Raw genomic sequence first — 21517 nt, 5'->3', positions numbered from 1 at the left:
CTTTTAAAACATAGCTTTCAAAACAAGAGAATCTGCATGATTTATCACTGGCAAACCCTCACCGCTCCCCAGCTCGCCTCGATTGCCGAAGGTGATCCAGTCGCAGTGATCACCTTGGGGGCCATTGAGCAGCACGGTACTCACCTGCCGCTGGGTACCGACCTGATCATTGGTGAAGGGTTACAAGCCGCCATGTTAGACATGATTGACCCAGCACTCGACGTGCTGTGTCTGCCAGCAATTGCCGTCGGTGCAAGCGACGAACACGCCAGCTTTGCTGGAACGCTTAGCCTACCCGCCCCACTCGCCATCGCGACATTAGAAGCTTATGGCACAAGCATTGCTCAGGCCGGGATAAAAAAGCTGGTGCTGATTAATAGCCACGGTGGCAATAAAGCCGTGATGGACCTTGCCGCGCTGACCCTACGCCGGCAGTTTGAAATGCGCGTGGTGAAAGCCACCTATACGCGGCTACCGCCGTTGGAAGGCGCTATCAACGCCGATGAGCTGCGCTATGGATTGCATGGCGGCATGCTGGAAACCGCCATCATGCTGCATTTAGCGCCGGAGCTTGTTCAGCTCGACAGCTACCAACCTACTCCACCGGCAATGCCTAAAGGTGACGCCTTGGTCAGTCCAGAGGGTAGTGCAGCGTTTGCCTGGCTTGCCGAGGACCTGAGTAGGTTCGGCGTTGCCGGTGATGCAACGGGTGCTCATCAAGCATTGGGTGAACGGTTAGTCAGGCACTACGCCACTCAGTTGGCGCAGGTGGTGGCCGAAACCGCCCACCTGCCACCGCTTATCACTGGTAAAACGCCAGATTAACGCCCACGACCCTCAAGCACTTCGTCTAAGAAATGCCCTGCCCGGTTAGCTTTGGCGCTTAGGTAGCGGTGATTGTGATCCGTCACACTGCCGTAGAGCGCCTGACGTGAGACGACTTCAATCCCCCCTTCACGCAGCGCTGCCATTTTTAGCGGGTTGTTGGTTAACAGCTGAACTTTATCGATCGCTAGCGCATTGAGCATATCCACCGCGACAGCGTACTGTCGCTCGTCGTCGCCAAACCCTAGTACTTGATCGGCATCGACGGTGTCTAAACCGCCATCTTGCAAGGTGTAGGCGCGCAGTTTATTGGCTAAGCCAATTCCCCGCCCCTCTTGTGCTAAATAAAGCAGCACGCCGCTACCCATCGCTTGAATATCAGCCACCGCGTTACGCAACTGTTCGCCACAGTCACAGCGCAGGCTGCCGAACAGATCGCCAGTGAGGCAAGCCGAGTGCATCCTCAAAGGAACCGCCCCATGATTGGCTTTCAAATCACCAATCACTACGGCCACATGCTCACGCAAACCATCAGGTTCACGGAACAGCACAAAACGGCTCTCAGGCGCATCTTCAAGAGGAATACGCGCTTCACTGACACGCTTTAGCATCCCCGGGGCACCGGCTAAACACGTCTCTGCATCGCGGGCATTCACTTCTAACAGCTCGCCTTTTGATAACTGCTGAGCAATATGCTCGGCGGATGTCGCACTGACCTCTGCGCAGAGCGCCGCCGGTATCAATAGCGCACGACGCATAAGTGCCACAGCGCCTCTCTCTCCCACGCCAGCAGGCTTCAGGCCGCTTAAAAGCGAATGAGCCTTCGACGCTTCATTGGACACAGCAAGGTGATGCAAATCACGCTCACTGATTTGCTCGGTGAGCGGTAAGCAGGCCGCATCCGCCTTAAGCGACATGCCCATTGCCTGCAAGCGATGACGCGTTAATACCAGTGCTGGCCGAGAGCCGGAGAGTTTCGCCAGTGAATCGACCGACACACTGCCTTCAAGAGCCTGTACCAACAGACGTTGCTCTCCGGTATTAATTACCACGGGCAATCCACGGCGAATATCGAAAATAGCGCGTTCAATGTGATACATGTAGGCCTCCAAGTTGCCGGTTGGGGCGGACAACGTTTGCTTGCGTCGGGCAACATGGCCCCGCATGATGAGTTGCTGTTTTTTGAGTGGAGATACCATGCCGAGTACCAACGACGTAACGATCGATATCGACCAAGCGTGGGCATGGTTGTTGGACACTCAACAGGACACCAAAAGTGACGCCACTATGACGCTTGATACCCATGGCGGCTGGCACTCTTCTGCCCCTGTTACAAGCGCCGCGCAGGAGCTGTTGACGTGTTTGCTGCCACTGGTGCGTCATTCGAGCTGGGTGGTTGCCCAACTGGGGCAAAGCCTGGATGGGCGCATCGCCACGGAAAGCGGTCACTCCCACTACATCAATGGCGTTGAAAGTTTGGTGCACCTGCACCGACTGCGGGCGCTGGCCGATGCCGTGGTGATCGGCGCGGGTACGGCGAGTGCTGATAATCCTCAGCTCACCGTGCGCCGCGTAACGGGGAAGCACCCTACCCGAGTGGTGATTGACCCACGAGGACGCGTGCCCGTTGATTTGGCGCTGTTCACCACGTCGGCCGCCCCCACGCTGCATCTCACCGGGCCAGAGGTAACGGTGGCGCCAACGGCCGCTGAACACTGCGTGCTGCCGCTGGATACCAACGGTCAGTTCCGACCCACCGACGTTATTGCCCTGCTGGCAGATCGTGGTCTTACGCGGGTATTGGTAGAAGGCGGCGGCGTCACTGTTTCGCAGTTCATTGAAGCGAACGCGGTTGACCGCCTGCATTTGCTGGTTGCGCCGCTGCTGATCGGTTCCGGCAGACCCGGGCTGCAGATGACGCCCATCGATACCCTCGAGAATGCGTTGCGCCCGACGATGCGCTCTTTCCGCTGCGGGGACGACACGCTGTTCGACGTAGTGCTGAGCGGACGCACTGCCTGACTGAGAACCAGACGGCGCAGCATGTGTTCGTGAAGCCAGCGCTGCCCAAATGCCTGGCAGGCTAGCCATCAGTACTAACACACCATAAGCCAGTGATATCGCCACACCTTGCGCCGATGGCAAGCCAACAAACATCCAAATGCCTGCGGCGGCGCCTTCTCGCACCCCCCACCCGGCAATCGAAAGGGGTACCAGCATGGCAAGCAGCAACACTGGAGCCAACGCCAAAATATCTAAGGTCGCCAGCTCTATGCCGATTGCCCGAGCCGCGCAGACCATTACCAGGCCATAGCTAAGCACGATAGCAAGAGAAGATATCAGTTGCCGTGGCCATACGTCGCGCTGCAGTAGCCCGCGACGCATATCCTGCCCTAATGCAGCGCACCAAGCGGGTAGCGTTACCGCCGAGCGCCGCAGCCAGACCATCAGCGTCACACCGGCCACCATCACGATAACCGCTACGCCCGCCACTACCATCAAGCCACTGAAGCCCAGCGCTGTTAGCCAGAGTGGTGACGTGAACAAGGCGATTAGTGTGTAAAGTGCAATCGCCAGCTGCCCAGAGGCACGCTCAATCACCACCGCACGCCAAGCACTTCCCTTCGAAGAAGACTGACGGGCATGGCGATGGGCACGACCCGCATCACCCAACACGCCGCCAGGCAGCAACTGGTTAACCAACAACGCTAAGTAGTACTCCCGCAGTGCATAACGGTAGCGCAGCGACACGTCGATTAAGCCTGCTGTCAACTGCCAGCGCCACGCGCTCAGCATCACTTGCAGCACACTGATCAACAGCGCCAGAGCCATCCAACCCGGCGCAAAACGCTGCACTTCGGCCATCACCGCGTCTGGCTCTACCCACAGGGCAACAGCGGCCAGCAGCCCTAAGCTCACTAGCCCTTTTTGCACCCACGGGGTTCTCAGCCAGCGCCAGCGTCGCATGGGGTTAGCCCTCATCCGCTGGCAGCGCCAGCAAGTCGCGGTGGCCTACCCAAATACCGATCTCGCCTTTGGCTACCTGACCCAGGCGCTGATCACGCCAAAGGGCAATCCGTGACGCCGCCTCAGGAGCCTGTTCGCTAGCAGCGCTCGCCCATCCTTCAATCAACGCGCACATTAAGGGGTACTGCGCTGGCTCGCCCGCCGCCAAGCGCCATGGTGTTTCAGCCTCGTTGACACGATAACCGTGGCCAGCCATCGCGTTAGCTAGCGCGCTGTGGGCAGCGCCGCCTAATGCACCGCCTAAGCCCTTATCGCGACGCTGGTGTGCGTTGAACAGCTCACCGACCCAGCGATCGTCAAGGTCGTTCAGAGGTTGCTGCTGAGCATTGGTAAAGCACCATTCGCCGGTAATGCTTAGAGCGATAAGAAGCGCTTGGCGATGTTTAGCACACTGTGCAGCCAAGGCATCGATCCACTCTTGAGACACCAGATCAATCAGCGCAGATGCCGTCACTACGTCACAGTGCGTAAGTGCTGGGTGATCAAGCTGTTTAAGGGAAACACAATGGGTTTCGACCTGCAGCGGCTCACCTTTCCCCGTGTTCAATTGGCTGGTTCGCGAGTAGGCTTCATTCAGTAAGGCCGGATCATGATCAATCAGCATCCAGCGCTGGTCAGCGTACAAGCGAGGTGCAATAAACTGGCTATTGCTGCCGCGTCCACAGCCTAAATCCGCTAGTGTGATTGGCGAGCAAGCTTCTGCTCTCCACTTATCTTCTGATAACCAGCTCGCTAATCCATCGACCAACGCTTGGCTGCGCGAATTGGCATCGACGCTTTCACGCAGCGATAGCCAATCCGCTGTAAACTGGCTTCCCGCCAACAATGTCGAAGGTTGCTGCTGCGCATTGGTAAACGCCTTCCCTGCAGCCTGCCAGTCGCCCAAAAGGTCGCGTGCAGCGGCGGCGCCTGCGCGTAGCTCAGTGCGTAGTGCCTCATCCTGGCAGAAAGCCTCCAGCGCCCTCGACAGCGCCTGAACATCCCCCGGTGCTACGCTGATGCCAGCCCCTTTTGGCAAGGTATCCCGCAGTGCTCCGCCGGTGGTGGTAATAACCGGCAAGCCATGGGCTAGCGCTTCAGTCACCACCATGCCGTAGCCTTCGTACCAAGAAGGTAACACCAGTGCATGGGCATTTTGATAAGCGGCTTCCAGGGTCGCAGCATCACATTCGCCGTGCAGCGTTACCCGATCACTCAGTTGATGGCTGTCGATCAGTGTTTGAACGCGCTCCGTAAACGCAGCATCACGCGCACCGCCAAAGCAATCACATCGCCAGTGACCACGCTCAACATCCGCCAAGGCTTGAACCAAAATATCCTGCCCTTTACGCGGGGTCAGCGTTGCCACGCATAGCAGGCGGATAGGCTCGTTGGGTTGCGCCGCGGGGCTGACCGGAGCACGTTCAACGCCAGGTTCCACCACGCTGATAGGGGCACCAAATGGCAGCGCGTATTGCTCCGCCAGTGCTGTTACACGGCGTTCAGTAAAGCGACTGGTCACAATCACTCTATTCACATGCGCCAGCCCGAGCAGTTCGCAACGGTGAAAACGCTGCTGATCCATCTCACTCAAGCCCTGCTCATCACCTAACGGATGATGCAGTAACGCAGTGATATCAAGGCGCTCAGCATGGTCAGCTACCACATCGGGCAATGCCCCCATGGCTAGGCCATCAATAATCACTCGCGAACGATCCTGTAATGCAGAAAGCGCACTGGCTAGCGCTTGAGCCGCCTCATCATCGGCATCAGGAAAACGCCCTGACAGCCCCACCACATTGATAGCCAGCCCACGCTTGCGCAGCGCAGCGACAATATGGGCGTCGTAAATATACCCGCCGGTACGCTGGTCTGGATCGCCAGCCACTATCAAGGTCAATGGCTGACTCATAGCGCTCCTTCATAACTTGCCCACGCCACATGAGATTCATGCAGTTTGATCTCCATATGCGTCAGCCCCTGAGCGGTGGCGCCCATTTTTCCTGCTTTAATGGCAGCCGCCAGCTGGTCAAAAATCACCTTGGCCATAAATTCCGTGGTGGTGTTTTTACCGCCAAACTCGCTTACCTCATCAAGGTTGCGATAGTTGTAATCCGCCAGCACCTCTTTAACCGTCTCACTAGCCAAACCGATATCAATCACTAGACCATCCTGGTCAAGTTCAGGGCGCTGGAATACTACGTCCACGACATAGGTGGCACCGTGGGTGCGTTGGGCGGGGCCGAATATTTCCCCATTAAAACTATGGGCGATCATAAAATGGTCACGAACGCATAAACGGTACATAGACACTCCTGTCGTGTTAAATAAGCCACATCGCCTAAGCGGGCAATGGATAACGAATTCGATGGCAAAGCGCTGTGCTATCAGGCCCAAACAGAGCAGGCGCCAGCGTTGGAAAATCGGCAAAATCGCTCTCACCGCTAATCAGCGCATCTAATCGCGGGTCGGTGAGTAAGCGTAAAGCGAGCGCTAAACGGCGGCGATAATTCCAGCGCGGCTGCAACTTGGTAGGCAGTTGCCCAACTTGGCTGGCGCGAAGCGTTAAACGCTGGGAGTGAAAAGCGCCCCCGAGTGGTAGCGACACATCGCCTTCGCCAAACCAGCTCATTTCAATCACCCGGCCTTCGTTGCCCAGCAAGCTCATGGCCAGCCTCAGACCATCCGACTGACCACTAGCATGGATCACGCAATCTTGGTCGCTGGGTGCCTGCTCTGGTGTACAGAAGGGAATCCCCAAATGCGTTGCCAACGCTTCTCGCTCGGGATTAATGTCGACCAGGCACACTTCTACACCTGGAATTTGCGCACACAGATACGCCACCAGTGCACCGACAACGCCAGCGCCCACCACACATACGCGCTCGCCAAGCATAGGGTTAGCATCCCACACGCCGTTAATGGCAGTTTCCATATTGGCGGCTAACACGGCACGGGAAGCGGGTACGTCGTCGGGGAGCGCTAAAACAGCGTCTACCGGAACGACGTAGTAGTCCTGGTGCGGAAAAAGGCAAAAAACGGTTTTATTCAGTAAATGATCTGGCCCCTGCTCCACATAACCAACGTTGCAGTAGCCGTATTTCACGGGCGTAGGAAACTCACCCGCTTGGAAGGGAGCGCGCATGCGCAAATATTCACTTTGCGGCACCCGTGCGTTAAACACGAGCGACTCAGTGCCACGGCTTACGCCACTATAAAGGGCACGAACCCGTACCTCATTGTCGTCGGGTGATGCTAGTGGCTCCTGCTTGAGCTCACCATGGGTAGGGTGGGTCACCCAAAAAGCCGTAGCGGTATCAGGCGGCAACATGACATTTCCTTATGGTTTAAGCGCTTCATCCCTCCATACAGCGTAGCCTAGAAAGCGAAGCGGCTGCTTAAGCCCTGGCTGCTTAACCCCTGTAAGCGCGAAGATGATTTGAAACAACTATATTCACATCATGGACAACCTTACCTTCTTATACAAGAATGGTACATAAGAAATAGTTTGCACACTTTAATTCAACCGCGGGCCAGTCAGCCGCTTTGCGAGTAAGCATGCCCTCTTTCTCCAACACCTCCAGTGTCTCTTTGCCCAAGCGTATTTACACCTTGGTTGAGATAGCGCTGGCCAGCCTATTACTCGCAGGCTTAGGATCGATGCTGCCGGGATTAGTCGCCAGCGCTGCAAACTGGTGGTTGGCAGCTGGCTTCTACGTCGTGATGGGCGTACTGGTGGTAAGTTTTTGGCCCCATGGCCCGCTCGGTTGGGCAAACCGGGTAACGCTTGGGCGCGGCGTACTCGTCGCCATCGTGGCAGGGGCACTGGCAGCGAATGCCTTTACTAACGCAATTTGGCTATGGCTAGCGGTGGCCGTCATCGCGCTATTACTGGACGGTGTGGATGGCTGGATTGCCAGGCGCACTAAAACCCACACCACGTTTGGCGCGCGCTTTGATATGGAGCTGGATGCAGTATTAATCCTGATACTCTGCATTGGCTTATTGCAGAGCGAACATCTAGGCGCTTGGGTACTACTGATTGGCGGCATGCGTTATTTATTTATCGCCGCTAGCTGGCCATTTGCCTGGCTAAAAGCACCGTTATTCGAAAGTTTCCGGCGTAAAGCAGTGTGCGTGTGGCAGGTCATTGCATTGCTGCTGGCGTTAACGCCATTCACCTCTCCTCTTGCTGCAGGCCTGCTGGCACTGAGTGCGTTAGCCTCACTCAGCTACTCATTTAGCTTCGATGTGTGGTGGCTGCATAGGCAACACAAACATAACGCCCACTAGCAAAGTAAAGGTCAAGATATCATCTCGGTAAGCGTCTCCAACACGCCACTTTGGCCGAGCCAAAGTGGCATGTTGGATTACTCTACTGCACTAAACCCTCTTGGTCAGAATGGCTATGAGTAGCTCAGGAGGCCCCCCCCCCTTTTTAACGCCCCTTCTTTGGCATCATTACTCAACGGCCAGAGTCGCGTTGTGATGGCTAACAAGCGGGCGAGAGCCAGAGAGTTTACGCAGCGCCACATAGAATACCGGCGTGAGGAAAAGCCCAAACAGGGTGACCCCAACCATGCCAGCAAACACCGCCGTACCCAGCGCTGCCCGCACCTCGGCGCCCGCCCCGGTAGCAATGACCAACGGTAGCACGGCGGCGGTGAACGTGATCGAGGTCATAATAATGGGGCGCAGTCGCAGTCGGCAGGCCTCTAGGGCCGCGTCCACCACGCTTTTGCCCTGCAGTTCCAGCTCGCGGGCGAACTCCACAATCAGTATGGCGTTCTTACACGCCAAGCCAATTAGCACCACCAATCCTACCTGTACGAAAATATTGTTGTCGCCATCACCAAACCAGACGCCGATAAGCGCTGATAGCATGCACATGGGGACAATCAGGATCACCGCTAAGGGCAACGTCCAGCTTTCGTAGAGAGCCGCCAGCACCAAAAACACCAACAGAATCGACAGTGGAAAGACCACCAGCGCAGCGTTCCCCTGGGTGGACTGCTGGTAGCTCAGGTCGGTCCATTCGAACGCCATGCCCGGCGGCAGCACCTCCATTGCCAAGGCGTTGATCGCATCCATTGCCTCGGCAGAGGAGAGCAACCTAGGGTCAGCCTCCCCGGCTAAGTCCGCCGCTGGGTAGCCGTTGTAGCGCAATACCGGGTCTGGCCCGAAGGTTTGTGTGATATTTACCATGGTACCAATAGGCACCATTTCTCCCTGGTCATTGCGGGTACGCAGGCGAGCAATGTCTTCCACGCTGGTCCGGTAAGGGGCGTCCGCTTGGGCAATGACCTGCCAAGTTCGGCCAAAGCGATTGAAGTCATTCACATAGGTCGAACCCAGATAGATCTGCAGAGTGTCGAATAGCTCGGTTAGTGGCACTCCCTGGGCTTTAGCCCTCAGCCGATCGACCTCGGCATCTAACTGCGGCACATTCGATTGGTAGCTGCTAATCGGGAAGCCCATCCCTGGCGTTTGGGCGATAGCGCCCTGGAGCTGATTAACCGCTCCCTGCAGCGCTCCATAACCCAGGTTGCCGCGATCCTCGATGAACATCTGGTAGCCCGACCCATTGCCAAGACCCAGAATGGGGGGCGGCATAAACGCAAACGCAAAGCCCTCTTTTAGGCCTCCTATGCCCTGATTAATCCTGGCGTTTATCTCTGCGGCGGTGAGGCTACGCTCGCCAAAGGGGCTAAGGGTGAGAAACACTACCCCTGTGTTGGAAGTGTTCGTGAACTGCAGCGCGTTGAGGCCAGGAAAGGCAATGGCGTGCTCAACACCATCGGTCTCCATGGCAATATCTACCACCTCTTGGAGCATCTGATCGGTTCTCTCCAGGGATGCCCCCTCTGGCAAAATAACGCCGGCAATCAGGTACAGCTTGTCCTGCACCGGAATAAAGCCGGGTGGCACCACCTTGAACATCAATCCCGTTCCGGTGAGTAATAGAGCGTAAACCATGAATACCGCGCCACGCCGTTTTAGGGAACGCGCCACGCCGCCCTGGTACTTTTCTGCGCTGGCGTTGAAGAAGCGATTGAAGGGCCGAAAAATCCAGCCGAATAGCCAATCGATTAGCCGGGTGAGTCGATCCTTAGGCGCGTCATGGGGTTTAAGCAGCATCGCCGCCAAAGCGGGCGACAGGGTTAAAGAGTTAATCGTGGAGATAACAGTAGAGATGGCAATCGTTACCGCAAACTGGCGGTAAAACTGCCCGGTCACCCCGGAAAGAAAGGCCATCGGTATAAACACCGCACACAGCACCAAGCCGATAGCAACGATTGGGCCAGAGACCTCTTTCATCGCCTGATGGGCCGCGGCCTGGGGATTGAGCCCTTCACCGATGTTGCGCTCGACGTTCTCCACCACCACGATGGCGTCGTCGACCACAATGCCGATAGCCAACACCAGCCCGAATAGGGTCAGCGTATTGATCGAGTATCCTAGTAGGTAGAGCGCCCCAAAGGTGCCGATCACCGATACTGGCACCGCCAATAGAGGAATGATGGAGGCGCGCCAGGTTTGCAGAAACAGAGTAACGACCAGTACCACCAGCAGCACGGCTTCCAGCAGGGTTTTGACGACTGCCTTGATCGAATCGCTAACAAAGATGGTGGTGTCGTAGACCGCTTCATACTCAACGCCAGTGGGAAACTGCGTGGCCAACTCATCCATGGTGGCCACCACCTGTTCGCGGATAGCCAGCGCATTGGCACCCGGGGCCTGGAAAATACCAATGGCGACCGCGTCATTGCCATCAAGCTGCGAACGCAGAGTATAGTCCCCAGCGCCCATCTCCAGTCGAGCCACATCCGATAGCCTTAGAATGTCGCCACTGTCACCGCGCTTCAGCACGATGTTGCCAAACTCCTCCGCCGTCTCCAAGCGCCCACGGGCGTTGATCAAGGTTAGAAAATCACTCTCTCCGATGGGCTCAGCGCCCAGCTGCCCGGCGGATACCTGGACATTTTGCTCGCGCATGGCAGCCACTACATCACTGGCGGTGAGACCACGCGCCGCCACCCGCTCGGGATCGAGCCAGGCACGCATGGCGTAGTCACCACCACCAAATATCTGGGCGTCCCCGACCCCTTCGAGCCGGGCCAGGCGATCTCTGACATGCAGCCGCACATAGTTACGCAGGTAGAGAGTGTCGTATTCGCCCCCGGGCGAGGTCAGATGAACGACCATCAGGAAAGTGGGCGACTGCTTCTGGGTGGTCACGCCCTGGCGGCGCACGGCTTCCGGCAAGCGCGCCTCGGCTTGACTTACCCGGTTCTGCACCCTGACGGCCGCCTCCTCCGCATCCGTACCAGGGCGGAAAGTGACGGTCATCTGCAGTACGCCATCAGAGCCTGCGACGGACTTGAAGTACATCAAGTCCTCGACACCATTGATGGCTTCCTCCAAAGGCGTCGCCACCGTCTCGGCGATCTCCTTCGGGTTGGCACCCGGATAGACCGTGCGTACCACCACCGAGGGTGGCACCACATCCGGGTACTCGCTGATCGGCAGGTTGGGGATGGAGATCAGTCCGATCGCCAGGATGATAATCGACAGCACCGCCGCAAAGATCGGTCGGTCGACAAAGAAACGGGAGAAATTCATGGCGGTTTACTCTTCCCTAGCAGCAAGGGTGGTGGGTGGGGCATCGACAGTCGATGCGGCAACGGCACTTTGCGGGCTCACTTCCATTCCAGGGAAGAACACTTTTTGCACACCGTTGACGATAATTCGATCACCGGGGCTAAGTCCTTCGGTGATCACCATCTGCTCCCCCATCTGACGACCGGTCGCTACTTGGCGACGCTCTGCCCGGTTGTCACCATCAACGACATAGACATAGCGACGATCTTGGTCGGTCAAAATTGCCTTACGTTCCACCAGCAGCGCCTGTTCCAAGCTCGCTATCGGCATTTCAACCCGGGCAAACTCTCCCGGCCGGATACGACCATCAGGGTTGGCCAACCGAGCCCGGAACTGCAGTGTTCCCGTGCTGGGGTTTAAACGGTTATCAATAAAGTCCAGCGTGCCACTGTATTGACGCTGCGGGTCGCCGCCCAACTCAATCTTCAGGCTGCTCTCTTCATCAGTTAGCAGGGCTTGGCTGGCAAAAGCGGCCTGTTCGTCCGCTTCGAAGTAGACATGAATCGGGTCGATGGTCACGAGAGTCGTCAACAGGCTTTGGTCAGCGTTAGCCAAATTGCCTCGGGTCACCATTGCCCGACCGGCACGACCACTGACCGGCGCTGTAATGCGGGTGTACTCAAGGTTAAGCTCGGCGGTCTGCAACGCAGCCTCGGCGGCATCGACCATGGCACGGGTACTACTCAGGGCCGATTGACGCTGGTCGTGCACCTCCTGTGAAATCGCCTGACGCCCCAGCAAGACCCGAGCACGCTCAGCTTCACTGCCCGCTTGAGCCTGCTGGCTCCTGGCCTGGGCTAGATCCGCCTGGGCGGCACTAACACGGGCTTGGTATGGGCGCGGATCAATCAGGAACAGTAGATCCCCCTGCTCCACAAGCTCTCCCTCCTCGAACGCCACCTCCTGGATATAGCCGCTGACGCGAGGTCTTAGTTCCACCGTTTCCGCGGCTTCTACTCGCCCGGTGAAGGTTTCACTCAACACTAGCGGTTGGGAAACCATACTCACCACCTCTACCTCTGGCGGCGGTGGTGGCGAAGCTGCTGCCTCCTCGCTCTTGGCCTCGCAGCCGGTAAGTAAAGCCATTACCAGTAGCAGCGGGATGATTCCCCGGCAACTCGTTGAGCGAGCACTTTGATCCAAACTTCCCATGATTACTTGCTCCAGTGACTATCGGAAACCGATATCAGCGTTGGTTATATAATTACGTACCGCATTGGTGGTTAGCGTTTAACTAGTCGGTTGGGTAGCGTCAGATTCGACATCCACTTTGCAACCTCAAGTTAAGTTGAGGTCAATAGGTCAACGGTCGATTTTTTATCAAGGAGGCTGACAGGGGATTGCTAGCTCCTAATCAGAAGCTCTCTACGGTAGGGTCTTTAAGGGCAATGGAGGTATCGGGTTCCTGCGGTAAGATTGCCTATTTCTGTCGTGAGGAGTGAAAAGCTTCACTTGGCGAGGTATTTGGATCATCGCGCTGTTTCGGTTTTTTAGCATAATGACCGTTTTCTGACACGCGGCACGGATTGTCGGTTTCTACCCAGTGCTTGCCCGATTCTGCAAAAACAACTGAAAAAACCTCCTATGCACGCGGCAAAGACATATACTGCAGGCTGTTAGGGAGGAGAGCCATTGACCGATACCGTGCCTGAGCAGACCACCTATTTCAGTGACAGCCTGCTGCAGCAATTAAGCAAGCTCGTCCGTCGTTGGACGCCCTTGGAGGAGCTTCAGAATACGGCGATTTCCGAGGTGCAACTGGTACGTGCTGACGCCCCCACCACCTTTCACTGCGCTGTATACGAACCGTGCCTGTGCTTTGTCATTCAGGGCAGCAAGACGGTGCTATTGGGTGACAAGGAGATCGTCTACACTGGGCCTAGCTACATTGGGAGCGCCGTTCACCTACCGATAGTAGGCAGGATTGATCATGCCACCCCTGAAACCCCCTACCTAGCGGTTAAAGTCTCGGTGGATCCACAGGAAGTGGCAGGGCTGATACTGGAACTGGGTGATAAAGCACCACCCGCGGGAAATGATACTATCTGCCCCGAGACAGACTGCGGATTAAAATCGGCGCCCATGGACACACCTATGCTGGGTGCGCTCTATCGGCTGTTAAGCCTGCTCGACTCACCGGAAGATATTCAGATACTTTCGCCCCTAGCTAGGCGCGAGCTAGTCTACCGGGCACTCATGGGTGCAATGGGGCCTCACATGCGCCGATTTGCCGCCTCTGACTCCCAAGCCAACCGGATTGCCAAGGTCATCTGCGCTCTTAAAGAACGCTACACGCAACCGTTCAAGATCAGCGAGCTGGCCGCCGCCGCCAACATGAGCGAATCGACGCTTTACCATAGCTTCCGACAAGTCACACGCATGTCGCCGCTGCAATACCAGAAGAAACTACGCCTACACGAAGCCCGACGGCTGATGCTGGCAGAAGGGCTGGAAGCGGCCACGGCCAGCTACCGGGTGGGTTATGAAAGCCCCTCCCACTTCAGCCGCGAATATAGCCGCATGTTTGGCGCGCCGCCACGTGCTGATGTTATCCAACTACGCGGCATCGCTGCTGCCTCGCAGCCAGCTTAATTCTGAGTGTATTGTCGCGATGATGAATCGATGCTGGCAATACCACTCTGATTACCGCGCGCTATTCCTCAACACCCATTACTTATGAAACTAAGCTAACAAACTCACTACTCTTTTCAACATCCACTTTTAGCCTCATACTATTTAAACAACCTTGAATTAACTATTATAAAATATATAAAAGCCAAGAAAATAAGCCAATATAAACACTGTTAGCCAAGGCTATACTAGTTCGCAACTACAAACTTTATTTTTAACTACGCTGCTTGTTTGTTTAATCAAATATGGTAGGATTCATCGCAACTGAATACCCGACCTTGTTACTCAGGCATACCGCTCTAGGTGATGCCCAAGGGATTTATGCGCGGTAATTTTTGGCGAGAGTTCACACTCAATGACACCGACCACCATGTTGTTTCTAGCCGTTTCCATGTCGGCCGATGCATTTGCCGCCTCGATAAGTAAAGGTGCCGAGTTAAAAAAACCCAGATTCCGACATGCCATTGGCATTGGTCTCGTCTTCGGCATTATTGAAACGTTAACCCCCTTACTAGGCTGGACAGCGGGCAAAGCATCTCAACAGTACGTTGAAGCCTGGGACCACTGGATTGCCTTTACCCTGCTAGCACTGATCGGCCTGCATATGATGCATGCTGGGATCACAAAGGAAGACAAAATAGAGCATCGCAAACAGACGCTCTGGTTATTGGTGTTGACCGCCACTGCTACCAGCATTGATGCCATGGCTGTGGGCGCCAGCCTCGCCTTCATCGATGCCAATATCATCGCCACCAGCCTAGCTATCGGTCTCGCTACTACGGTAATGGCCTCTATCGGCACTTTTCTGGGCAATAAGCTTGGCCATTTTGTCGGTCACTGGGCCGAACTTATCGGCGGTATTGTGCTAATCGGAATTGGCTTAGCAGTATTAGCCGAGCACACAGCTTTTTTTAATGCTTAACCAGCCAATTATAACCTTGCCCCCTTTTTAAACTTGGAACTCTTTCTTAAGCGATTGAGCTTTCACACATCAAGCCACCATAAAAAGCGTAAGAAGAAGCCATTTATTTAACTAAAGACTAAAGCTTCGGTAGCAGGTCAGCCAAATGGCGTAATTTATCTGGATTACGCATAACGTATAGTGCCTGGATACGACTATCCACAACTTCCAGTGTCATGATCTGGGTTAGCCCTTCGTATTCGATCGTTAACCACCCAGGAAGCCCATTAACAATTACAGGGCTTACCCTGCAAGGGCTGGATGACGCCAACTTGTGGGCCAAGCCTGCAAGTTGACGTCATCCAAAAACCCTAGACCACGGCCTCTTGTGGCGTACCGCGCAAGGTCAACAGCGACAAGCCCGCGGCCACCAACGAGCACAGTGCGATGGCTGCGGTCAGCATCAGTGGGGTTCCGTCGAACACCACACTGACCACAGCAATGGCGGCCGCGCCCAGCATCATTTGCAGAGTGCCGCCCAGGGCCGCCGCTGTACCGGCAATGGGGCCGTGTTCCTCCAGCGACAACACCATGGATGTGGGAATCACCAGACCAAGAAACGCAAAGGTTGTAATCAGCATTCCCACCAGCAGCGGGAAACTGGTGTATCCCAGCGCCACCAGCGTAAACATCAGGCAGGCCGACACGGCGTAACCGGCCACCGCCCATTTCACCACCGTGATGGAGCCGAAACGGACACCGAGATTGGAGGCAATCTGGCTGGTGGTAAAGAACCCCAGGGCGTTCAGTGCGAACGCAAGGCTGAACTGGAATGCTGTAAGGCCGTAGTAGCCGGTGTAGAGAAACGAGGCGGTGGCCAGAAAGGCAAAGAAACTGGCCATGCCCATACCACCAATCAACGTCAGGCCCATATATCCCGAGTCCCGGAACAATACGCCGAAAGCGTTCATCATGGCGTTGAAGCGAAAAGGTGCGCGGTCGGCCGGGGCCAACGTTTCCTTCAAAGCAAAGCCGGTCAGAAACAGGCCCAACACCGTGGCAATGGCGACCGCGACAAAGACAGCACGCCAGCCGAAGGGCACGATGATCGAGGTGCCCATCAGGGGTGCCAGCATCGGTGAAACGGCGATTACCAACATGATGGTGGACATCATGCGCGTCGCCTCGGTGCCAGTGTAGCGGTCACGGATCACCGCGCGCGGAATGGACATGACCGCAGCCGCCCCCATACCTTGCAAAAAGCGCAAAGCAATCAGCCATTCGATGGTGGGCGCAAATGCACAACCAATCGAGGCGACACCGAAGATACCAAGGCCAAAGTAGAGCGGTGGCTTGCGGCCGAACACATCGGAGGCCGGTCCGTAAAAAAGCTGGCAGATACCAAACGCAATGAAGAACGACATCAACGTCCACTGCGCGGCCGACACCGACGCCCCCAGGTCTTCACTGATGGCCGGCATAGCGGGCAAGTACATATCAATGGCAAAAGGGCCGATCCAGCTCAGCAGGCCGAGCACCAGTGCCATTTTTATCATATCGGCTTTCACTGAATATTCCTTTATCAATAAGTGTGTTCATCCGAAAGCCGAAATGGCTTCGTCCTATGCCAAGCAGTCGTGTGGGGGAGGTAAATATCGACAACAATTTGCAAAATATTATTCTGAAGGCTGATCGTGATTGCTTGTCACAATTGAACAGCGGCTCTACTAAAACGTCCGGGTCTGGTAATGAATACCGGCCCCTTCTTCACAGTATTGCTTAAGGCTCAGCAGGAATATCGCCCAGTTATAGTTGCAGAAACGGAAGAACTCGGTCACTTCACGCCAATCGGTATGCTTGAGAGTGACGGCCGTTTTGCCTCCTCGTTGTTCTAGCTCGAAACTGACGCTGGTCCCAATCCACTCCGGGTCTGAATCGATACATTGCCAAGTCATCTTAGCATTGGGCACCAGCTCCACGATCGTCATCTTTGTCGGGTGCTCATCCCCAAATCGGAATTCATTGACCGCATCAAGTTGGGCAGTGAATGTTAAATCCTGGGTCCACACCTCGGCCAGGCCACGAGCCGTGGTCAACACTTCGTAAACACGTGAAAGAGGGGCATTTACGTATTGAATATGTTCAATGCGCGCCATCAGTATCACTCCTTAGCAGAGGGCTGCCGCCTTCCAGCAAGCTTTTGAGACTGGAAAGAATGACTGGCCAGCCGACGCTGATGCCTTGCAGTACCTTGCTGTTCTCCTCGAATTGATCGTGAATCAGCGTTAGGCGTACTTGGCCCATATACTCGGCAATCTCAAACGTGACCCGAGACGGTTTTTCAGGTCTCGTCAGATCAACTTTTTCGCCCTCGTATCCTGGCATCTCGTCATCGTTTTCAGGAATGAAGGTATAGGACAAACGGTGCGGCGGGTCTGACTCCAGCACCTCGCCGCGCCAATCCAGTGATCCATCGGCCTTGACTAGTTTAACCGTTGCTCCCGCCGTCCACGCCGACGTAAGCTGCCGCCCACCCCAGTATTCGCGGGTAAACTCCCCTTCCGTCAACGCTTTCCACAGTTGCTCGGGCGTCGTGTTAATGTAAATAACGTAGGCAAAATCGGGCTTACTCATTGTGATGGTCCTCAAGCTTCTGTTTGAGACTGTCCACCGCCGCAATCCGCTGATGAGTGAACTTACTGACCCAGCGTTGGTGGATCTGCTGAATTGGCTCGGCATTGAGGTAATGCAGCTTTTCTCTCCCCCGCCACGCCGTAACCACCAGCCCCGCTTCTTCCAGCAGCGCCAAGTGTCTGGTAACGCCCTGTCGACTCATGGAGAGTCGTTCGCACAGTTCATTGAGTGCCTGCCCATTATTTTCAAACAGGCTATCCAGCAGCTGGCGCCGCGAGGGATCAGCGAGCGCTTTGAAAACAAGATTGAGATTAGTTGTCATAACGACATTATGCAACCAAATAGTTGCATGTCAAAATTTAGTGCTCATTCTCACCAACTGCCTGTACATGCCGGAGGCTAGCAACCGACAACAACGCCAGCACCAAAATAGTGATGCCACTGACGATGGCCACAGCATTCATTCCTTGCGTAAACGCTGACTGTGCTTGCTCAAGTATTCCGTCGGGAAGTCGTTCAGCAACGGACGTTGCGGACCACAAACTTTCTCCAAGGGCACGGGAGACATCGTCTGGCACCTCATCAGGAATCGCACTGGCAATCTCCACGCGATACAACAGGGTTGCCAGGCTACCGAGAAGTGCTACGCCCAGCGCCACACCCAACTCCTGAACCATCTCAGACATCGACGACGCGGACCCAGCTTTTTCCGCAGGAGCCGCGCCTACCACCAAGTCGGTGCCCAACGCGGCGATGGTGCCCAACCCCAGGTACACTAATGAAAATCCCAAAACGACCTGGAGTACCTGAACAGACAGCGGGTCTACTTGAGCCAGAAAACCACAGCCGATGCTTGCAAGCATCAGCGCGACAGCAATAACAAACGCAGGCCGAATACGGCGCGCCAAGATAGGAGCAAGAATACCGGCAAGCACCATCATCAGCGCTGGCGGCCCCATCCATAGCCCAGCAATCAGCGGCGTGTAGCCCGCCACTAGCTGAAGATATTGAGTGACTAGAAGCATCATCCCTGCCACTCCTACCAGCCCTAGCAACATTATGACCAGCGCAGCAGTGAAGGTTTTAATGGCAAACAGTTTGAGATCAAGCAAAGGATCAAGAAGCTGCTTTTGTCGACGCACAAAGAGCAGTGTTCCCACGATCCCTAGCGCAAGTGTGGCCAATACCAGTGGCGTCACACCTGCTTTAGAGAACGCCTTTATGGCATAGATACTTGGCAGAATTGCTATCAACAGCAGTAGAACACTTAAAATATCCAGACGGCCTGCCTGCGGATTGCGATACTCCGGCAGCAGTAATGGCGCAGTTAATAACAGTACGATGACGATGGGCACGGCAATTAGGAAAGCCGCTCCCCACCAAAAAGGGGCTAACAGCAACCCACCGACCACCGGCCCCAAGGCCATCCCCAGTGCAAACATGGTCGCCCATATCCCAATCGCCAATGCCCGCTGGCGCAGATCAAAAAACATATTGCTAATCAGGGCCAGTGTAGAAGGCATCAGCGTTGCTCCGGCAACACCCAGCGCTGCCCGAGCCACAATAAGCCACTCGGCATTAGGCGCATAAGCGGCAAACACTGACGCGACCGCAAACGCAAAGGCCCCGATCATTAGTAGTCGACGTCGGCCAACCCGATCCCCTAGCGTGCCCATCGTGATCAGAAAACCAGCGATCATGAAGCCGTAGGCATCCATAATCCACAGCGCCTGAGTACTGCTAGGCTGCAGCTCTACCGCTAAGGCAGGAAGCGCGAGGTAGAGAATAGTGACATCGAGCCCAAGCAGCATGGTGGGCAGAGCCAATACCGCAAGCCCCGCCCACTCTTTAATGCCAGCCTTGTTGCAGGGCCTTCCGCCGGTATCCGTATAACCTGTGTCCGTATTACCTGTGTCCGTATTAACAGGGGTGTGAACATCACAGCTGAATGACATGTCGCCTCCGACTTCATCATGGAAGTAGGCATTCTCAGACACTCTATATGGGGTTACAATATAGCTAATTATCCTATTACTAGAGGTAATAGCGTGGCCAATCATCGGCTTGAGCGAACACAGTGTGATCTCACCGAATTCATGCTGCGGCATCGTCAAAAATTAACGCCTGCTGACGTCGGGCTTCCCACTAGCGGGCGAAGGCGTACCCCGGGCTTAAGACGAGAAGAGGTTGCTGCGCTCGCTGGGGTAGGCCTGACGTGGTACACCTGGTTTGAGCAGGGCCGTGACATTAAGGTCTCCGAACGTTTTCTGCTCAACCTCTCCCGTGCCCTAAAACTGGATGACGCCGAGTGCTGTCACCTATTTCTATTAGCGCACCGCCGAGCACCGCCTGCAGAAGCGTATCAAGAGCAGAGTACTTCCCCCCGAATCCAGTCGCTGATGGATGACCTCTCTCGCCCTAGTTACGTGATGAACCTGCGTTGGGATGCTATTGGCTGGAATGCGCAGGCTGATGAACTACTTCAGTTCAGCAGCCGAGAAGCGTCTGAGCGCAATCTATTAAGGATGGTATTTACCGCTCCCGACCTGCGTCGACGACTCCCTGACTGGCAACAGGATGCGTCGAATATGCTGGCACAGTTTCGTTGTGACTTAGCTGTCGCCCCTGAAGACCCAGTCATGCAAACGCAAATTGAAGAGCTTTGCCAGTTATCGCCAGACTTCCGGCACTGGTGGGAAGCGTCAAGCATGGAAGGTTACAACCGAGGAATCAGCAGCCTCCTTGATACAGAGGGCGAGCATCATACCTATACCCATGAGACGCTCATCGTTGATGAACACCGTCATCTCAAGATGGTGGTTTACTTCGCAGCAGGAGAGTGAACAGACAAACCCTGTTATGGAGGAAGCTGATCAATCAGAATATAAATCTCAATCAATCACAGACTTAAGCCAATCGACAAAAGCCTGCATTTTGGCGCTATGCTGCCAGCTTTCGGTCGGGATGTAGTAACACAGCAATGAATCGACGCTTTGATACGAAATGGGCTGCAATGCGTTGGCTTTCACAAAGTCAGAAACCAGTGTCTCTGAACAAAACACCAGTCCTTTCCCAGCTATAGCTTCATACACACCATAAAGCTCCTGATCAAAATACCTTATTTCAAAATTTGGCAGTGACTCTCCATTTTCAATTAACCAGTTTTCCCAAGGCGCGTCCGGCAGTTTCTTGTTCTTCCATTTAGTCAGATAGACCGTTGCTGGCTTATCCACTGTGATGGAGCGGATAAAAGGACAGCTCCCATATAGGTTAAAACGCTCTTTTTTTAATAAATTTGATTCATCAACCCGGGTTACGTCCCCCAAACGGATAGAAAGGGTATTCACTTTCGACGCCACCACTTCACCCGTTGACACTTCAACATCAATATTTTGGTAAATTTTATTAAAGTCATGTAGCAACGGAATTAGCACCAGGGCGGCAAAGGATGAGGTGGTATCAACATTCAGTCGCGAGGCATCTGACTTTATATTATCTAGCGCAGTCTGAATTTTCTGCAAACCGGCGGTTGTCGCCTCAGAGAGCTGGTGCCCTTCTGACGTTAAAATCACGCCCCGGTTGATTCGGGTAAACAGCCGCACTCCCAACCTATTCTCAAGATTGCTGATGTGATGCGACACATTCGCCGACGTTATCGACAGCTCCTCGGCAGCATCTTTAAAGCTCCCCAGCCGAGCGGCTGCTTCAAACACCTTAATCGCCTGTAGCGAAGCATTCACCGCTAGCCTCCTATTTTTTGTCTCAACCCGGCTTCTCAATAGATAAGTTTTACTCACCTATCGATCCAGTTTATTCATTTGTCGCAGTATTGGCAAAAAGGCAGCATAGCCACTCCAC

The 21517-nt window shown here is 55.0% G+C and carries 18 protein-coding genes and 1 pseudogene; 6 read left to right on the top strand and 13 right to left on the bottom strand.

Annotated features, from left to right (window positions below; genetic code table 11):
* Nucleotides 1-36 precede the first annotated feature (36 nt).
* Complete coding sequence (locus NF683_RS12340) at nt 37-825, top strand: creatininase family protein (protein ID WP_253920136.1); 789 nt, start codon at nt 37-39, stop codon at nt 823-825.
* Here NF683_RS12340 and ribA read toward each other — a convergent pair.
* Nucleotides 822-1925: a GTP cyclohydrolase II RibA gene (ribA, locus tag NF683_RS12335; RefSeq protein WP_253920135.1), complete on the bottom strand. Its 1104-nt coding sequence runs from the start codon at nt 1923-1925 to the stop codon at nt 822-824. The genes NF683_RS12340 and ribA overlap by 4 nt on opposite strands.
* Nucleotides 1926-1989: 64 nt before the next feature.
* Between ribA and NF683_RS12330 the strand changes: the two genes are divergently transcribed.
* Entirely contained in the window at nt 1990-2847 is an 858-nt protein-coding gene (locus tag NF683_RS12330; RefSeq protein WP_342760376.1) for a RibD family protein, read from the top strand.
* Nucleotides 2848-2910: 63 nt separating this feature from the next.
* Here NF683_RS12330 and NF683_RS12325 read toward each other — a convergent pair.
* From NF683_RS12325 to NF683_RS12310, 4 genes and pseudogenes are all read right to left on the bottom strand, one after another.
* Nucleotides 2911-3792, bottom strand: a pseudogene (locus NF683_RS12325) (lysylphosphatidylglycerol synthase transmembrane domain-containing protein); the annotation flags it as partial.
* 4 nt (nt 3793-3796) lie between these two features.
* Nucleotides 3797-5743, bottom strand: coding sequence for a glycosyltransferase (locus NF683_RS12320; RefSeq protein WP_253920134.1), 1947 nt, complete (start codon nt 5741-5743; stop codon nt 3797-3799).
* Complete coding sequence (locus NF683_RS12315) at nt 5740-6138, bottom strand: 6-pyruvoyl trahydropterin synthase family protein (protein ID WP_253920133.1); 399 nt, start codon at nt 6136-6138, stop codon at nt 5740-5742. Before NF683_RS12315 ends, NF683_RS12320 begins: the two co-directional genes overlap by 4 nt.
* A gap of 34 nt (nt 6139-6172) precedes the next feature.
* Complete coding sequence (locus NF683_RS12310) at nt 6173-7162, bottom strand: zinc-dependent alcohol dehydrogenase (RefSeq protein ID WP_253920132.1); 990 nt, start codon at nt 7160-7162, stop codon at nt 6173-6175.
* A gap of 227 nt (nt 7163-7389) precedes the next feature.
* On the opposite strand from NF683_RS12310, the gene NF683_RS12305 reads away from it, so the two are divergent.
* On the top strand, nt 7390-8124 hold the full coding sequence (locus tag NF683_RS12305) for a CDP-alcohol phosphatidyltransferase family protein (RefSeq protein WP_253920131.1): 735 nt from the start codon (nt 7390-7392) through the stop codon (nt 8122-8124).
* A 168-nt stretch (nt 8125-8292) separates the two neighbouring features.
* Here the strand turns inward: NF683_RS12305 and NF683_RS12300 are convergent, their stop codons facing one another.
* Nucleotides 8293-11454, bottom strand: a complete 3162-nt coding sequence (locus tag NF683_RS12300; RefSeq protein ID WP_253920130.1) for an efflux RND transporter permease subunit — start codon at nt 11452-11454, stop codon at nt 8293-8295.
* 6 nt (nt 11455-11460) lie between these two features.
* On the bottom strand, nt 11461-12645 hold the full coding sequence (locus tag NF683_RS12295; protein WP_253920129.1) for an efflux RND transporter periplasmic adaptor subunit: 1185 nt from the start codon (nt 12643-12645) through the stop codon (nt 11461-11463).
* A 480-nt stretch (nt 12646-13125) separates the two neighbouring features.
* On the opposite strand from NF683_RS12295, the gene NF683_RS12290 reads away from it, so the two are divergent.
* A complete protein-coding gene (locus NF683_RS12290) occupies nt 13126-14085 on the top strand; it encodes an AraC family transcriptional regulator (protein ID WP_253920128.1) in 960 nt (319 codons plus the stop codon).
* 394 nt (nt 14086-14479) lie between these two features.
* Nucleotides 14480-15046: a manganese efflux pump MntP gene (locus NF683_RS12285; protein WP_253920127.1), complete on the top strand. Its 567-nt coding sequence runs from the start codon at nt 14480-14482 to the stop codon at nt 15044-15046.
* Nucleotides 15047-15396: 350 nt separating this feature from the next.
* On the opposite strand, the gene NF683_RS12280 is transcribed toward NF683_RS12285, so the two are convergent.
* The 5 genes from NF683_RS12280 to NF683_RS12260 form a co-directional block, all read right to left on the bottom strand.
* Nucleotides 15397-16593, bottom strand: coding sequence for a multidrug effflux MFS transporter (locus NF683_RS12280; RefSeq protein ID WP_253920126.1), 1197 nt, complete (start codon nt 16591-16593; stop codon nt 15397-15399).
* 159 nt (nt 16594-16752) lie between these two features.
* Nucleotides 16753-17181 carry an SRPBCC family protein gene (locus tag NF683_RS12275; RefSeq protein ID WP_253920125.1) on the bottom strand — a complete coding sequence of 143 codons (429 nt, stop codon included), beginning with the start codon at nt 17179-17181 and terminating at the stop codon, nt 16753-16755.
* A complete protein-coding gene (locus tag NF683_RS12270; protein WP_089038842.1) occupies nt 17168-17659 on the bottom strand; it encodes an SRPBCC family protein in 492 nt (163 codons plus the stop codon). The genes NF683_RS12275 and NF683_RS12270 overlap by 14 nt, the downstream gene beginning before the upstream one ends.
* Complete coding sequence (locus NF683_RS12265) at nt 17652-17981, bottom strand: ArsR/SmtB family transcription factor (protein WP_083007844.1); 330 nt, start codon at nt 17979-17981, stop codon at nt 17652-17654. The genes NF683_RS12270 and NF683_RS12265 overlap by 8 nt, the downstream gene beginning before the upstream one ends.
* A gap of 37 nt (nt 17982-18018) precedes the next feature.
* Nucleotides 18019-19614 carry an MFS transporter gene (locus tag NF683_RS12260; protein WP_253920124.1) on the bottom strand — a complete coding sequence of 532 codons (1596 nt, stop codon included), beginning with the start codon at nt 19612-19614 and terminating at the stop codon, nt 18019-18021.
* A gap of 93 nt (nt 19615-19707) precedes the next feature.
* Here NF683_RS12260 and NF683_RS12255 point away from each other — a divergent pair, with 93 nt between their 5' ends.
* The gene (locus tag NF683_RS12255; protein ID WP_253920123.1) at nt 19708-20502 is read left to right on the top strand and encodes a helix-turn-helix transcriptional regulator; all 795 of its coding nucleotides are present in this window, start codon (nt 19708-19710) and stop codon (nt 20500-20502) included.
* Nucleotides 20503-20550: 48 nt separating this feature from the next.
* Here the strand turns inward: NF683_RS12255 and NF683_RS12250 are convergent, their stop codons facing one another.
* Nucleotides 20551-21399: a LysR family transcriptional regulator gene (locus NF683_RS12250; protein ID WP_253920122.1), complete on the bottom strand. Its 849-nt coding sequence runs from the start codon at nt 21397-21399 to the stop codon at nt 20551-20553.
* Between the last annotated feature and the right edge of the window lie 118 nt (nt 21400-21517).

The sequence above is a fragment of the Halomonas sp. MS1 genome (assembly GCF_024182575.1).
GTDB lineage: Bacteria > Pseudomonadota > Gammaproteobacteria > Pseudomonadales > Halomonadaceae > Vreelandella.
The sequence above is the reverse complement of the archived record's forward strand: the minus strand, read 5'-3'. Positions and strand labels throughout refer to the sequence as shown.

Excerpts from the sequence above, each read along its gene's own strand:
- NF683_RS12340 (WP_253920136.1), top strand. The coding sequence starts at position 37 with ATGATTTATCACTGGCAAACCCTCACCGCTCCCCAGCTCGCCTCGATT.
- ribA (WP_253920135.1), bottom strand. The coding sequence starts at position 1,925 with ATGTATCACATTGAACGCGCTATTTTCGATATTCGCCGTGGATTGCCC.
- NF683_RS12330 (WP_342760376.1), top strand. The coding sequence starts at position 1,990 with ATGATGAGTTGCTGTTTTTTGAGTGGAGATACCATGCCGAGTACCAAC.
- NF683_RS12320 (WP_253920134.1), bottom strand. The coding sequence starts at position 5,743 with ATGAGTCAGCCATTGACCTTGATAGTGGCTGGCGATCCAGACCAGCGT.
- NF683_RS12315 (WP_253920133.1), bottom strand. The coding sequence starts at position 6,138 with ATGTACCGTTTATGCGTTCGTGACCATTTTATGATCGCCCATAGTTTT.
- NF683_RS12310 (WP_253920132.1), bottom strand. The coding sequence starts at position 7,162 with ATGTTGCCGCCTGATACCGCTACGGCTTTTTGGGTGACCCACCCTACC.
- NF683_RS12305 (WP_253920131.1), top strand. The coding sequence starts at position 7,390 with ATGCCCTCTTTCTCCAACACCTCCAGTGTCTCTTTGCCCAAGCGTATT.
- NF683_RS12300 (WP_253920130.1), bottom strand. The coding sequence starts at position 11,454 with ATGAATTTCTCCCGTTTCTTTGTCGACCGACCGATCTTTGCGGCGGTG.
- NF683_RS12295 (WP_253920129.1), bottom strand. The coding sequence starts at position 12,645 with ATGGGAAGTTTGGATCAAAGTGCTCGCTCAACGAGTTGCCGGGGAATC.
- NF683_RS12285 (WP_253920127.1), top strand. The coding sequence starts at position 14,480 with ATGACACCGACCACCATGTTGTTTCTAGCCGTTTCCATGTCGGCCGAT.
- NF683_RS12275 (WP_253920125.1), bottom strand. The coding sequence starts at position 17,181 with ATGGCGCGCATTGAACATATTCAATACGTAAATGCCCCTCTTTCACGT.
- NF683_RS12270 (WP_089038842.1), bottom strand. The coding sequence starts at position 17,659 with ATGAGTAAGCCCGATTTTGCCTACGTTATTTACATTAACACGACGCCC.
- NF683_RS12265 (WP_083007844.1), bottom strand. The coding sequence starts at position 17,981 with ATGACAACTAATCTCAATCTTGTTTTCAAAGCGCTCGCTGATCCCTCG.
- NF683_RS12260 (WP_253920124.1), bottom strand. The coding sequence starts at position 19,614 with ATGTCATTCAGCTGTGATGTTCACACCCCTGTTAATACGGACACAGGT.